The organism is Enterococcus sp. AZ009, assembly GCF_050548785.1.
Classification (GTDB): Bacteria; Bacillota; Bacilli; order Lactobacillales; family Enterococcaceae; genus Enterococcus_D; species Enterococcus_D entomosocium.
This window is the reverse complement of record NZ_CP172960.1, coordinates 2185173-2198169: the sequence shown is the minus strand read 5'-3', so window position 1 is coordinate 2198169 and position 12997 is coordinate 2185173. Positions and strand designations below refer to the sequence as shown.

Annotated in this window: 16 protein-coding genes; all 16 read left to right on the top strand. The window is 44.3% G+C overall.

All coding sequences use genetic code 11. The annotated features are described in order from the left end of the window. Positions 1–59: 59 nt before the first annotated feature. The 16 genes from fabD to yqeK all read left to right on the top strand — a co-directional run bounded on the left by fabD (position 60) and on the right by yqeK (position 12994). Positions 60–983 (top strand): ACP S-malonyltransferase, encoded by a 924-nt coding sequence (gene fabD, locus IGJ74_RS10595; RefSeq protein WP_218192976.1) that lies wholly within the window; start codon positions 60–62, stop codon positions 981–983. 9 nt (positions 984–992) lie between these two features. Continuing rightward, entirely contained in the window at positions 993–1730 is a 738-nt protein-coding gene (gene fabG, locus IGJ74_RS10590) for a 3-oxoacyl-[acyl-carrier-protein] reductase (protein WP_016612189.1), read from the top strand. Between the two features lie 12 nt (positions 1731–1742). Further along, complete coding sequence (gene fabF, locus IGJ74_RS10585) at positions 1743–2981, top strand: beta-ketoacyl-ACP synthase II (protein ID WP_016610185.1); 1239 nt, start codon at positions 1743–1745, stop codon at positions 2979–2981. Next, positions 2982–3464, top strand: coding sequence for an acetyl-CoA carboxylase biotin carboxyl carrier protein (gene accB, locus IGJ74_RS10580; protein WP_016612188.1), 483 nt, complete (start codon positions 2982–2984; stop codon positions 3462–3464). Positions 3465–3468: 4 nt separating this feature from the next. Next, entirely contained in the window at positions 3469–3897 is a 429-nt protein-coding gene (fabZ, locus tag IGJ74_RS10575; RefSeq protein WP_061054244.1) for a 3-hydroxyacyl-ACP dehydratase FabZ, read from the top strand. A 7-nt stretch (positions 3898–3904) separates the two neighbouring features. Further along, a complete protein-coding gene (locus tag IGJ74_RS10570; protein ID WP_016620360.1) occupies positions 3905–5269 on the top strand; it encodes an acetyl-CoA carboxylase biotin carboxylase subunit in 1365 nt (454 codons plus the stop codon). 12 nt (positions 5270–5281) lie between these two features. Continuing rightward, positions 5282–6151 carry an acetyl-CoA carboxylase, carboxyltransferase subunit beta gene (gene accD, locus IGJ74_RS10565; protein ID WP_005235586.1) on the top strand — a complete coding sequence of 290 codons (870 nt, stop codon included), beginning with the start codon at positions 5282–5284 and terminating at the stop codon, positions 6149–6151. Next, complete coding sequence (locus IGJ74_RS10560; RefSeq protein WP_005235587.1) at positions 6144–6929, top strand: acetyl-CoA carboxylase carboxyl transferase subunit alpha; 786 nt, start codon at positions 6144–6146, stop codon at positions 6927–6929. Before accD ends, IGJ74_RS10560 begins: the two co-directional genes overlap by 8 nt. Before the next feature lie 190 nt (positions 6930–7119). Then, entirely contained in the window at positions 7120–7965 is an 846-nt protein-coding gene (locus IGJ74_RS10555) for a transporter substrate-binding domain-containing protein (protein WP_005235588.1), read from the top strand. A 22-nt stretch (positions 7966–7987) separates the two neighbouring features. Continuing rightward, entirely contained in the window at positions 7988–8677 is a 690-nt protein-coding gene (locus tag IGJ74_RS10550; RefSeq protein WP_005225900.1) for an amino acid ABC transporter permease, read from the top strand. A 16-nt stretch (positions 8678–8693) separates the two neighbouring features. Next, complete coding sequence (locus IGJ74_RS10545; protein WP_016612186.1) at positions 8694–9419, top strand: amino acid ABC transporter ATP-binding protein; 726 nt, start codon at positions 8694–8696, stop codon at positions 9417–9419. A gap of 360 nt (positions 9420–9779) precedes the next feature. After that, positions 9780–10304, top strand: coding sequence for a YqeG family HAD IIIA-type phosphatase (locus IGJ74_RS10540; protein WP_008378174.1), 525 nt, complete (start codon positions 9780–9782; stop codon positions 10302–10304). A 1-nt stretch (position 10305) separates the two neighbouring features. Next, complete coding sequence (gene yqeH, locus IGJ74_RS10535; protein ID WP_218192977.1) at positions 10306–11424, top strand: ribosome biogenesis GTPase YqeH; 1119 nt, start codon at positions 10306–10308, stop codon at positions 11422–11424. A 15-nt stretch (positions 11425–11439) separates the two neighbouring features. Next, positions 11440–11751 (top strand): ribosome assembly RNA-binding protein YhbY, encoded by a 312-nt coding sequence (gene yhbY / locus IGJ74_RS10530; RefSeq protein ID WP_005225905.1) that lies wholly within the window; start codon positions 11440–11442, stop codon positions 11749–11751. Between the two features lie 12 nt (positions 11752–11763). Then, a complete protein-coding gene (locus IGJ74_RS10525; protein ID WP_218192978.1) occupies positions 11764–12405 on the top strand; it encodes a nicotinate-nucleotide adenylyltransferase in 642 nt (213 codons plus the stop codon). Then, positions 12395–12994, top strand: coding sequence for a bis(5'-nucleosyl)-tetraphosphatase (symmetrical) YqeK (yqeK, locus tag IGJ74_RS10520; protein WP_005225907.1), 600 nt, complete (start codon positions 12395–12397; stop codon positions 12992–12994). Before IGJ74_RS10525 ends, yqeK begins: the two co-directional genes overlap by 11 nt. The last annotated feature ends 3 nt before the right edge of the window (positions 12995–12997 follow it).

The following is a 12997-nucleotide window of genomic DNA, read 5'->3' as shown; positions in this document are numbered from 1 at the left end:
CGAACTGCAAGAATCCATGTTCTCCAACAACAACGAACAAAGTAATGAAGGAGTGCAAGATGAAGACAGCCTTTTTATTTAGCGGTCAAGGTGCACAGTACCCCAAAATGGGGGAAGAGCTCTATCACCAAGAAGCAATCGTTCGTGAGACGTTTGAACAATCCAGCACTATTCTAGGATATGATATGGCCGAGTTATGCTTTACTGAAAACGAACGTTTAAACCAGACGGAATATACACAGCCTGCCATTTTAACAGTAAGCACAGCTTTTTGGCGACTTTTGGATGCGCAAGGAATCGAAGCAGATGCTGTTGCTGGCTTGAGTTTAGGCGAATATACAGCCTTAGTCGCTAGTGGTGCGCTTGATTTCCAGACAGCAGTCGCATTGGTACAAAAGCGCGGTCGGTATATGGCAAGTGCGGCGCCAGCAGGTGTTGGGAAAATGGTTGCTGTGATGAACACACCCGCTGAAACGATTGGAGAAATCTGTAAAGAAGCAAGTCAAGTGGGGATCGTGACACCAGCGAATTACAATACGCCGCAGCAGATCGTCATTGGCGGTGAAGCGCCGGCAGTGGATAAAGCGGTGGAATTGTTACAAGCTGCTGGAACCAAACGGGTGATTCTTTTAAATGTCAGCGGTCCTTTCCATACCGCTTTGTTGGAACCCGCATCGCATCAATTAGCACAGGAATTAGCTCAAATCACCTTTGATGAGTTGCAAGTACCTGTCATCAGCAATACGACCGCGCAGCCAATGCAGCAAGACCAAATCAAGGAACTGTTGACGCTGCAAGTGAAATCGCCAGTGCGTTTTTACGAAAGCATTGCGACACTGAAGCAGCTTGGCATCCAACAAGTCATCGAGATCGGACCAGGAAAAGTATTGAGCGGTTTTATGAAGAAAATAGACAAAGAAATCCAGACTGCGCGTGTAGAAGATAGCCAAACGTTGGCAGATACACTAGCCCGATTCAACTAGGAGGAATTTATGGATCTGCAAAATAGAAACGTCTTTGTAACTGGTAGCTCGCGAGGGATCGGTTTTACCATCGCGGAAGCCTTTGCCAAAGAAGGAGCGAATATCGTTTTAAATGGACGAAAAGAAATTCCCCAGTCACTGATCGATCGCATCACCAGCTACGGCGTGAAATGTGTAGCGATCAATGGGGACATTTCTGATTTTGATCAAGCGGCAGCCATGCTTTTGGAAGCAGAAGCGGCAGTCGGACCGATCCACATTTTAGTCAATAATGCCGGGATCACGAATGACAAATTATTGTTGAGAATGAAACCCGAAGATTTTGATTCAGTGATCAAAATCAATTTGACTGGTACCTTCAATATGACCCAGCACGCGTTGAAAAAAATGATGAAGTTGCGAGAAGGCCGCATCATCAATTTGACGAGTGTGGTCGGCTTGACGGGAAATATCGGGCAAGCCAACTATGCGGCAAGTAAAGCTGGCGTGATCGGTTTTACGAAATCTGCCGCTCGTGAAGGTGCCGCTCGGGGGATCACCTGCAATGCGATCGCCCCAGGATTTATCGAAACAGAGATGACTGAAGTGCTGTCGGATAAAGTCAAAGAACAATCATTGGCAACTATTCCATTACAGCGTTTTGGTTCCACACAGGATGTTGCGCAAACAGCAGTCTTTTTAGCAAAAAGCCCCTACATCACTGGTCAGGTGATCAGTGTAGACGGCGGGATGGCAATGCAAGGGTAGGAGGAAGAAAAGATGAATCGAGTAGTAGTTACAGGATACGGCGTCACTTCTCCAATCGGAAATGACCCAGAAACTTTTTTAGCAAGTTTACAAAACGGGACCAACGGCATCGGCCCGATTACAAAATTTGACGCAGAAGCAACAGGGATCTCAGTTGCCGCTGAAGTCAAAGATTTTCCGTTAGAAAAGTACTTCGTTAAAAAAGATACGAAGCGGATGGATCTTTTTTCCATTTACGGAATTTATGCGGCCTTAGAAGCGATGGAAATGGCGAAGTTAGATACAGAAACCATTGATGTGGATCGTTTTGGCGTGATGGTTGGTTCGGGGATCGGCGGCTTGCCAACGATTCAAGACCAAGTGATTCGAATGCATGACAAAGGAGCAAATCGGGTATCACCAATGTTCGTACCGATGTCGATCGTAAATATGGTTGCCGGCAACATTGCGTTACGGGTAGGTGCGAAAGGCATTTGTACGACGACTGTTTCCGCCTGTGCTTCTGGTACCCATTCAATCGGTGAAGCTTTCCGAAACATCAAGCATGGCTATGCAGATGTCATGATCGCTGGTGGTTCAGAAGCGACGATCTGTGAAATCGGTATTGCTGGTTTTGCTTCGCTGACGGCGTTAACCACTGAATCAGACCCTGACAAAGCTTCCGTTCCGTTTGATAAAAATCGTAGTGGATTTGTCATGGGTGAAGGCGCTGGCGTCTTCATTTTAGAATCATTGGCGCATGCACAAAAACGTGGGGCAACGATTTTAGGTGAAGTCGTAGGATACGGTGCGAACTGTGATGCCTACCATATGACTGCGCCAAACCCTGATGGATCAGGTGCTGGAAAAGCAATGAAATTAGCGATGCAAGAAGCGGCGATTACCCCAGCTGAAGTTGGTTACATCAATGCCCACGGTACAAGCACGCCCGCCAATGACAGTGCAGAAGCGACATCGATCCAATACGGATTGGGCGAAGACTATAAAAAACCATATGTCAGCAGTACAAAGTCAATGACTGGTCATTTGCTTGGGGCGGCTGGTGGAATCGAAGCCATTGCTTCACTATTAGCATTACAACATCAATTTATTCCACCAACCATCAACGTGACAGAACAAGATCCTGAGATCGACTTGAACGTTGTTATCAATCAAAGCCAACCAGCAGAATTGACCTATGCCATGAGTAATTCACTTGGGTTTGGCGGTCATAATGCAGTGATCTTGCTGAAACGTTGGGAGGAAGCGTAATTGGAAACACATGAGATAAAAGAGCTGCTCAGCCAATTCGATCAATCGACGTTAACTGAGCTTCAATTAAAAAAAGAGACGTTTGAACTTTATTTTAATAAAAATACGACAAGTGGGCTACAAAATGCACAATCTACACCTGCGCCTGCTCCTGCAGCGAATGCTGCGCCAACTCCTGTTGTACCAACGCCTGCTGTCTCAGCGACACCTGACACAGTAGAAGCGGCAAAACCTGTCTTAGAGGGCAAAGAAGTTGTCTCGCCATTAGTGGGTGTCGTTTATTTGAAACCAAGTCCTGACAAAGATAACTTTAAGCAAATCGGCGATCACGTGAAAAAAGGCGATATTCTTTGTATCGTTGAAGCGATGAAAGTCATGAATGAAATCGTCAGCGACGTCGATGGCGAATTGGTTGAAGTCTTGGTTGAAAGCGAACAAATCGTTGAATTCAATCAACCATTATTCCGTGTGAAAGAAGGGTAAAGCAATGAGCGCATTAACGATTCAAGAAATCAAAGAAATCATCCCTCATCGTTATCCGATGCTTTTAGTGGATCGCGTTGAGGAGTTAGAAGAAGGCAAACGGGTCATTGCGAAGAAAAACGTTACCATTAATGAGCCGTTTTTCCAAGGCCATTTTCCCCATGAACCAGTGATGCCTGGAGTATTGATCGTGGAAGCAATGGCGCAAGCAGGTGCTGTGGCATTATTGTCATTGGAAGACTTTCGTGGGAAAACTGCCTACTTTGGCGGTTTAGACAAAGCAAAATTCAGAAAAAAAGTAACACCAGGCGATACCTTGATCTTAGAAGTAGAAATAATCAAAGTAAAATCTGCAGCCGGCATCGGCAAAGGAATTGCCTATGTTGATGGGAAAAAAGTGGCGGAAGCAGAATTGACTTTCATGATTGGATAGGTGAGACATGTTTTCTAAAGTATTGATCGCAAACCGTGGCGAAATCGCCGTACGTATCATTCGCGCTTGTCGCGAATTAGGTATTCAAACGGTCGCCGTTTATTCAGAAGCAGATAAAGAAGCGTTGCACACAGAGCTTGCCGATGAAGCGATTTGTATCGGACCTGCCAAAGCAGCTGACTCTTATTTGAATGTACAGCAGATCCTAAGCGCTGCGATCGTCACAAAGGCTGAGGCGATCCATCCCGGCTTTGGCTTTCTTTCAGAGAATAGCCGTTTTGCTGCGATGTGCGAGGAATGCAATATCGTCTTTATTGGGCCAAAGAGTGAGACTATCGATGCAATGGGAAACAAAATCAATGCAAGACGCTTGATGATCGAAGCAGAAGTACCGGTCATTCCCGGAAGCAAAGGCGCGATTTCTGATGTGGAAGAAGCTTTAACGATCGCTGAAGAGATTGGTTACCCGGTCATGCTCAAAGCAGCAGCCGGCGGTGGCGGTAAAGGGATACGGAAAGTCGCCGATAAAGAAGCGTTACCACATCATTTTGCTTCGGCACAGCAAGAGGCGAAAGCGGCATTTGGCAACGATGAAATGTACATTGAAAAAATCATTTACCCTGCTCGACACATAGAAGTGCAAGTGTTAGGTGATTCTTTTGGTAATATTATCCACCTTGGTGAACGCGATTGCTCGCTGCAACGCAACAACCAAAAAGTGTTGGAAGAATCTCCTTCTGTGGTGATTTCTGAAAGCAAACGAGCAGAGCTAGGAGAAGCAGCGGTACGTGCCGCACAAGCGGTAGGGTATCGCAATGCCGGCACGATCGAGTTTTTAATGGCAGACACTGGGGCGTTTTATTTCATGGAAATGAACACTCGAATCCAAGTGGAACACCCCATCACTGAAATGGTGACGAACATTGATCTAGTCAAAAAACAACTCGAAGTTGCTAGTGGTGAACCGCTAGGCTTGACACAAACAGACATCAAGATGACAGGTGCGGCAATCGAATGTCGGATCAATGCAGAAAATCCAGCCTTCAATTTTGCACCGTCACCAGGAAAGATCAACAATTTATTTCTGCCTGGTGGAGGCTTGGGTGTACGGGTAGACAGTGCCATGTATTCCGGCTATACGATCCCGCCTTATTATGATTCCATGATCGCTAAAGTGATCGTTCACGGCGAGAACCGTTTTGAAGCATTGATGAAAATGCAGCGGGCATTAGCTGAATTAGTGACCGATGGTGTCATTACGAATGCAGAATTCCAAATGGACTTGATCAGTCACCCGAAAGTGATTGCGGGAGACTATACAACCGCCTTTTTACAAGAGGAATTTTTGCCAAATTGGACACCTGAACAATAGGAGGGAAGTTGAGTGGCTTTATTTAAGAAAAAAAACTACATTCGCATCAATCCTAATCGAGGTCAGCTGCCAACGAACGAACCAGTCGTCCCAGATAATCTTTGGGCGAAATGTCCTAGTTGCAAACGAACGCTTTATACGAAGGAGATGGGGGCAGAAAAAGTCTGTCCCCACTGCGGGTATAATTTCCGGATCAGCGCCTGGGAACGGATCGCTATCACGATTGATGAAAAAAGTTTTGAAGAATGGGACACAGATGTTACCACAAAAGATCCCCTTGATTTCCCAGGGTACCTGGATAAAGTCGCACAAATGCAAGAAAAAACTGGTTTGCATGAGGCTGTTCTAACGGGAGAAGCCAAAGTTCGAGGATTGCCGTTAGCAATCGGTGTCATGGATGCGAATTTCATCATGGGCAGTATGGGAACGGTCGTGGGGGAGAAAATCACCCGTTTGTTTGAACGTGCGATCGAAAAACAGCTACCAGTTGTTCTTTTTACCGCTTCGGGTGGGGCTCGGATGCAAGAAGGGATTTTGTCACTGATGCAAATGGCAAAAATCTCTGCGGCGGTAAAACGCCACAGTAAAGCTGGCTTGTTTTATCTAACGGTTTTAACGGACCCGACCACCGGTGGCGTTACCGCTAGTTTTGCGATGGAAGGGGATATCATCCTGGCAGAACCGCAAGCATTGATCGGTTTTGCTGGACGACGTGTGATTGAACAAACCATTCGTCAGGAACTACCTGAAGATTTTCAAAAGGCAGAGTTCCTGTTAGATCATGGCTTTGTCGATCAAATCGTTCCACGGACGAACTTGCGGGAGAAAATCTACCATTTGATTTCTTTGCATACGCGGAAAGGATGGAATCGCAATGACTAGAGCAGCCCACGAAATCGTTGAACTCGCTCGCAGCAAAGACCGCTTGACGGCACTGGATTACTTTGAAGGCATTTTTTCTGAGTTTGAAGAGTTTCATGGAGACCGTCTGTTTGGCGAAGATGAAGCCGTTGTTGGCGGGATAGCTTGTTTAGATGGCAAGCCAGTGACCGTGATCGGTATTCAAAAAGGCCGTAATCTACCTGAAAATTTACGCAGAAACTTTGGCTCACCACATCCTGAAGGCTATCGAAAAGCGTTACGCCTAATGAAGCAAGCAGAAAAATTTCAGCGACCTGTGGTCACATTGATCAATACAGCAGGGGCGTTTTGTGGTATTGGCGCGGAAGAACGGGGAGAAGGTGAAGCGATTGCCCGTAACTTGATGGAAATGTCCGATTTAACGGTGCCGATCTTGGCAATCATCATTGGTGAAGGCGGCAGCGGCGGTGCCTTAGCACTGGCATTAGGCGATGAGGTTTGGATGATGGAACATTCGATCTATGCCATTTTATCTCCCGAAGGCTTTGCTTCGATCCTATGGAAAGATGGTAGCCGGGCCAAAGAAGCTGCTGGTTTAATGAAGATCACTGCCCAAGAACTATTTGAATTAGGCGTTATTGAAAAAGTGATTGCTGAAACCCATGAAGAGGCCTTTTTACCGAAAGAGCAATTGATGGAACAGATGAAAGCGGCAATTTCAACGAAACTCGCTGAACTTTCTACGTTGCAAACAGAAGAATTGCTTGAGGCAAGGTATCAGCGTTTTCGCCGATTTTAACAACTAGGATATCCACTCTGATTAGAGAGAGGGTATCCTAGTATTTTTTTATTAAAAGTGTTATTGAATAAATCGTGCAAATGACGAAGTTTTTAGTTTAAAATTTAATTATTCTGTGCTATTATGTATATATTCTGAATATAAGAAGATTATATTGCATAAATATTTGTTTTGAAGAGGAGCGTTTTTAATGAAAAAATTATTTGGAGCACTTGTTGTATTGACGGGGATTTTGGTTTTAGGAGCTTGTGGAAATGGCGGCTCATCGAGTACTGGCAGTTCTAGTGCCAGCGGTTCGGCGGATAACCAATTGGAAGCCATCAAAGCAGCCGGTGTGTTAAATGTGGCAACTTCTGCTGACTTTGCCCCCTTTGAATTTCATGCCTTGATTGATGGCAAAGATACGATCGTGGGCGCAGATATCGATATGGTCAATGAGATCGCTGATCGTCTTGGTGTCGAAGTGAATATTTTGGACCTTGATTTCAATGCTGTCTTGACTGCTTTGCAACAAGGAAAAGCCGATATCGCTGTTTCAGGCATCTCAGCAACTGACGAACGTAAACAGACTTTTGATTTCACCGATAACTATTTTACACCAGAACAAAAAGTAGTTGTTAATAAAAACAATGAGTCGGCATTTGATTCAATCGAAAGCTTGTCTGGCAAAAAGGTGGGCGCTCAAAAAGGCTCGATCCAAGAAATGATCGTTCAAGACCAATTAGCGGATTCGCAATTGGTTTCCATCGCCAAAGTTCCGAATCTAGTCAATGAATTGAAACAAGGATCGATCGACGGTTTGGTGCTTGAAAGTGCGGTGGCTGAATCGTATGTTGCACAAAATGATGACCTCGTGATCACTGATGTAGCATTAGAAGCGTCTGAAGGCGATTCTTATGCAATTGCTTTACCTAAAGGGAGTACCGAACTACAAGAAGAGCTAAACAGTATTTTGAAAGAATTGATTGAAGATGGTACAATCGATGAGTATGTACAAAAGAACACAGATCTAGCCAACGAAAATGCGGCGCAATAGATAGAACGGAGTAGACACAATTATGGATTTATCCTTTTTAGCGATATATTACCCTTATTTTCTTTCTGGTGTGGTGATCACCATCGTGATCTCTATCATCACCGTGATCTTTGGAACGATTCTAGGGGTGATTTTTGCCCTAATGAAATTATCAAAAGTGACGCCTTTGCGCTGGTTTGCTAATGCGTATATTGAAGTCATCCGCGGCACACCAATGTTGGTGCAGATATTGATCGCTTTTGGTCTTTTGCAAGGCATGTTTGCCTTGCCGACAGTCTCGATCGGTGTGTTGAGTCTTGATTTTGGGCGGTTATTTCCTGGAATCATTGCGCTCTCGCTTAATTCTGGGGCATATGTTGCTGAGATCGTCCGAGGGGGAATCAATGCCGTTGATTACGGTCAAACAGAAGCGGCTGGTTCTTTAGGGCTGCGGCCTTTTCAAACGATGCGTTATGTCGTATTGCCACAAGCACTACGCAACATCTTGCCGCCACTAGGCAATGAATTTATCGTTTTGATCAAGGATTCCTCTTTGCTTTCAACGATCGGCATCTACGAGCTGATGAACAGTGCGCAGATCGTTGTCACCAGTTCTTTCCAACCATTAACGCCTTTCTATGTGGCGGCGGTCATTTATTTCATCTTGACGTTTACGACTTCGCGACTATTGAGTTTATGGGAAAAGAAACTAGGAAAAGGCTATCGTCGTTAAAAGGAGAAGACAAGCTATGATGTTAGATATTCAAGAGTTACACAAAACCTTTGGCAGCAATCAAGTGCTAAAAGGGATCACAACGACGATCGAGCAAGGAGAAGTCGTTGTGGTGATTGGACCATCTGGTTCAGGAAAAAGCACGTTCTTACGCTGTTTAAACTTACTAGAAGTACCGACAAGCGGAAAAATCTTTTTTGAAGGAACCGATATTACCGATCCAAAGAATGATTTGTATAAAATGCGGGAAAAAATGGGCATGGTTTTTCAAAATTTCAATCTTTTTCCGAATATGACGGTTTTAGAAAACATTACTTTGTCCCCGACGAAAGTCAAAAAGGTAGCAAAACCAGCTGCTGAAACACTAGCAAAGCAACTATTGAATGATGTAGGTCTGCCTGATAAGGCAAACTCCTATCCACAAAGTCTATCTGGTGGACAAATGCAACGGATCGCTATTGCACGTGCCTTGGCGATGGAACCGGATGTGATGCTCTTTGATGAACCGACTTCTGCGTTAGACCCTGAAATGGTTGGCGAAGTATTGTCCGTTATGCAGCGTTTGGCTCAGCAAGGAATGACGATGGTCATCGTCACTCATGAAATGGGCTTTGCGAAGGAAGTCGCGGATCGGATTTTATTTATGGATCAGGGAATCATTATGGAGGAAGGAACGCCAGAACAGCTCTTTGATCATCCGAAAAACCCGAGAACCATTGATTTTTTAAGTAAAGTATTGTAAAATGCGAGAAGCTCGCAGTTGCAAATGACAATTTTGGACTTTTTCTAAGCATCCTTTCAGTAAAAGGATGCTTTTTTGACGGAAAAAAAGACTACTTTAAAGAAGTGATGGAACAAACTGTTGTTTCGACACCTTCGTTTTTCAGTTCTTTTACAAGAAACCTGCAGAAACTAGCGCACTTGCTAGTATTCAAAAAGATTCTATTGTATAATTACAGGTTGAAGAGGTCTGATCCTTTTAGAAACTGCCTGCTTGCTTGTCAACAGCTAGTACGGTTTCTTTTTAAAGATCGACTATGTGGATCGATGACTAGTCGCCGACTTTTAACATGCGAAGAAATCAGATAGTAAAGGAGATTCTATGTTTTCAAATTATAAACCGACTTGGATGGTCGATGCGATTTATAAAATCACCCCTAGCCAACTAAAGGCACAGGGGATCAAAGGGATTTTGACCGATCTTGATAATACCTTGATTGCTTGGAATAATCCTGATGGAACCGAAGAATTAAAAAACTGGTTATTGGAAATGAAAAACGCTGGCATACCGGTGATTGTCGTTTCTAACAACAATAGTGAACGCGTGGCACGGGCTGTTGCGCCTTTTGGTTTAAAGTACGTACACCGCGCATTAAAACCTTTTTCAAGAGGGATCAAACAAGGGTATCAGCAATTAGGCTTGAAAAAAGAAGAGGTTGTCATGATCGGCGATCAGATTATGACGGATGTACGAGGTGCCAATCGTGCTGGTGTTCGCAGCATTCTAGTGAAACCAGTGATCCCAACGGATTCTTGGAAAACCCAGTTTAATCGAGCAGCAGAAAGAAAAATCATGAACTATTTATTGAAACACAACCCAGAGTTAAAATGGCGTGGAGGAATTTAATATGACAGAAGGAATCGAACAAATTCACTGTATCGGCTGCGGGGCATTGATTCAAACAACAAATCCTAACGAATTGGGGTACACCCCGCAATCTGCATTAGAAAAAGGACTTGAATCAGGAGAAGTCTATTGTCAACGCTGCTTCCGCTTGCGCCATTATAATGAGATTCAAGATGTCGCGCTGACAGACGATGATTTCCTACGTTTGCTGAATGAAATCGGGGAAAAAGACGCCTTGATCGTTAATGTCGTCGATATTTTTGACTTTAATGGTTCATTGATCCCAGGACTGCACCGCTTTGTTGGTGATAATCCTGTTTTATTAGTGGGCAACAAGGTGGATATTTTACCGAAATCTTTGAAAAAATCGAAAATGACCCAATGGATGAAGGAACGGGCTCACGAAGTCGGTTTAAGACCCGTCGATGTATTGTTGACGAGTGCCAAGAAACCGGGTGAAACCCAAGCGTTGCTACAAGCGATCGAAACGTATCGTGAAGGTCGTGATGTGTATGTGGTTGGTGTGACGAATGTTGGAAAATCAACATTGATCAATCAAATCATCAAACAAACAGCAGGGATCAACGAGCTGATCACCACTTCGCGATTCCCTGGAACTACATTGGATAAAATTGAGATTCCATTGGACGACGGGCACTTTTTGATCGACACACCAGGAATCATTCATCGTCATCAAATGGCACACTATTTAGGTAAAAAAGATCTGAAAATCGTGGCACCAGCCAAAGAAATTAAACCGAAAGTGTATCAATTGAACCCTGAACAAACCTTGTTCTTAGGGGGACTTGCCCGTTTTGATTTCATACAAGGAGAACGAAGTTCGTTTGTTGCCTATGTAGCGAATGATGTGGCGATCCATCGGACCAAATTAACGAAAGCCGATGAGTTTTATGAGAAACATGTTGGTGGGCTGCTGCAGCCGCCGCGAGCAGATGAAGTGGCGGATTTTCCTGAACTCGTCCGTTTCGAATTTTCAATCAAAGAAAAAACCGATATCGTTTTTGCTGGACTTGGCTGGATCACGATCACCAAACCGTGTGTCATCGCTGGGTGGGCGCCAAAGGGTGTCGATGTGCTTAGACGTAAAGCATTAGTATAAGGAAGAAGGAAGAATATGGACTTACGAGGAAAACAAAAAAGATTTTTACGAAGTGAAGCGCACCATTTAAACCCGATTTTTCAAATCGGCAAAGGCGGCTTGAATGACGCGATGATGGCGCAAATTGAAGAAGCGCTAGAAAAACGAGAATTGATCAAAGTCTCATTGCTCCAAAATACCGATGAGGTTGCTGACGAAGCAGCTGAAACGATCCGTGAGAAAGTCGGCTGTGAAGTGGTACAGATCATCGGACGAGTAATCGTTTTATTCAAACCGTCAAGCAAAGAAAAATACCAAACGATTTCAAGCAAAGTTCGTTCAATTTAGGAGGGAGAAGGCATGCAAGGACAAACATTTGGAAAGGTACAAACGGTTTTAGAGACACAAACACAAGAACTGGTACCGAAAAAGCAAGTGGGCATTCTTGGTGGGAATTTTAATCCAGTACACTACGCACATCTGGTCATGGGTGAGCAAGTAGGGCAAGCATTAGGGCTGGATAAAGTTTATTTCATGCCTGAGTATTTACCGCCTCATGTTGATGAGAAAAAGACGATCCCAGCGGAGCATCGCTTAGCGATGTTGGAGTTGGCGATCGCCGATAATCCGCGATTTGCTGTAGAGACCATTGAGTTGGAACGAAAAGGTAAGAGTTATACGGTTGATACGATTCGGGAATTGACAGCTAAGAATCCAGATACCAATTATTATTTTATCATTGGCGGGGATATGGTGAACTATTTACCAAAATGGCATCAAATCGATGAGCTGATGGAATTGGTGACTTTTGTGGGGGTTCGCCGTCCAGAAGTGCCGATCGATAGCCCATACCCGATTATTTGGATCGATATCCCGCTAATGGATGTCAGCTCAACAACAATTCGTAAAAAAATGCAACAAGGTTGTTCGGTTCGCTACTTATTGCCAGATAATGTGTTACACTATATTCAAGAAAAGGGGTTGTACTTGGATGAAGAGTGAACACTACACACAAGCAGAACGGGAACTTTTGATGCAAAAGGTCCAAATGCAGATGAGTCAAAAGCGCTTTGAGCATGTGTTAGGTGTCGAAAAAACGGCCGTTGCCCTTGCGGAAAAATATGGTGCTTCACCGGTCAAAGCCAGTATCGCTGCCTTGACGCATGATTATGCGAAGGAACGCAGCGATGAAGAATTTCAATTAGTCATTCGTAGAGACGGATTCGACTTGGATCTCTTGAACTGGAACAATGCTATCTGGCATGGACTCGTCGGTGCTGATTTCGTTCAACGAGAATTAGAAATCGATGACGAAGAAATCTTACAAGCGATCCGTTTGCACACCACCGGAGCTGCCAAGATGAGCCTGTTAGATAAAATCATCTATGTGGCAGATTATATCGAACCCGGTCGTACGTTTCCTGGAGTCGTTGAAGCCAGAGAAATCGCAATGATCGACTTAGATGCCGCTGTTGCTTACGAAACGAAACATACCTTGCTTCATTTGATCGAAACAGAAGCAGTTATCTACCCAAAAACGATCGAAACCTACAATTTTTGGGTAGCCAAATATAGGAGGGAATTACCATAGATA

What these genes read in the sequence shown, in the direction of transcription:
- fabD (WP_218192976.1), top strand. Translation starts at nt 60, where the DNA reads ATGAAGACAGCCTTTTTATTTAGCGGTCAAGGTGCACAGTACCCCAAA.
- fabG (WP_016612189.1), top strand. Translation starts at nt 993, where the DNA reads ATGGATCTGCAAAATAGAAACGTCTTTGTAACTGGTAGCTCGCGAGGG.
- fabF (WP_016610185.1), top strand. Translation starts at nt 1,743, where the DNA reads ATGAATCGAGTAGTAGTTACAGGATACGGCGTCACTTCTCCAATCGGA.
- fabZ (WP_061054244.1), top strand. Translation starts at nt 3,469, where the DNA reads ATGAGCGCATTAACGATTCAAGAAATCAAAGAAATCATCCCTCATCGT.
- IGJ74_RS10570 (WP_016620360.1), top strand. Translation starts at nt 3,905, where the DNA reads ATGTTTTCTAAAGTATTGATCGCAAACCGTGGCGAAATCGCCGTACGT.
- IGJ74_RS10560 (WP_005235587.1), top strand. Translation starts at nt 6,144, where the DNA reads ATGACTAGAGCAGCCCACGAAATCGTTGAACTCGCTCGCAGCAAAGAC.
- IGJ74_RS10555 (WP_005235588.1), top strand. Translation starts at nt 7,120, where the DNA reads ATGAAAAAATTATTTGGAGCACTTGTTGTATTGACGGGGATTTTGGTT.
- IGJ74_RS10550 (WP_005225900.1), top strand. Translation starts at nt 7,988, where the DNA reads ATGGATTTATCCTTTTTAGCGATATATTACCCTTATTTTCTTTCTGGT.
- IGJ74_RS10545 (WP_016612186.1), top strand. Translation starts at nt 8,694, where the DNA reads ATGATGTTAGATATTCAAGAGTTACACAAAACCTTTGGCAGCAATCAA.
- IGJ74_RS10540 (WP_008378174.1), top strand. Translation starts at nt 9,780, where the DNA reads ATGTTTTCAAATTATAAACCGACTTGGATGGTCGATGCGATTTATAAA.
- yqeH (WP_218192977.1), top strand. Translation starts at nt 10,306, where the DNA reads ATGACAGAAGGAATCGAACAAATTCACTGTATCGGCTGCGGGGCATTG.
- yhbY (WP_005225905.1), top strand. Translation starts at nt 11,440, where the DNA reads ATGGACTTACGAGGAAAACAAAAAAGATTTTTACGAAGTGAAGCGCAC.
- IGJ74_RS10525 (WP_218192978.1), top strand. Translation starts at nt 11,764, where the DNA reads ATGCAAGGACAAACATTTGGAAAGGTACAAACGGTTTTAGAGACACAA.
- yqeK (WP_005225907.1), top strand. Translation starts at nt 12,395, where the DNA reads ATGAAGAGTGAACACTACACACAAGCAGAACGGGAACTTTTGATGCAA.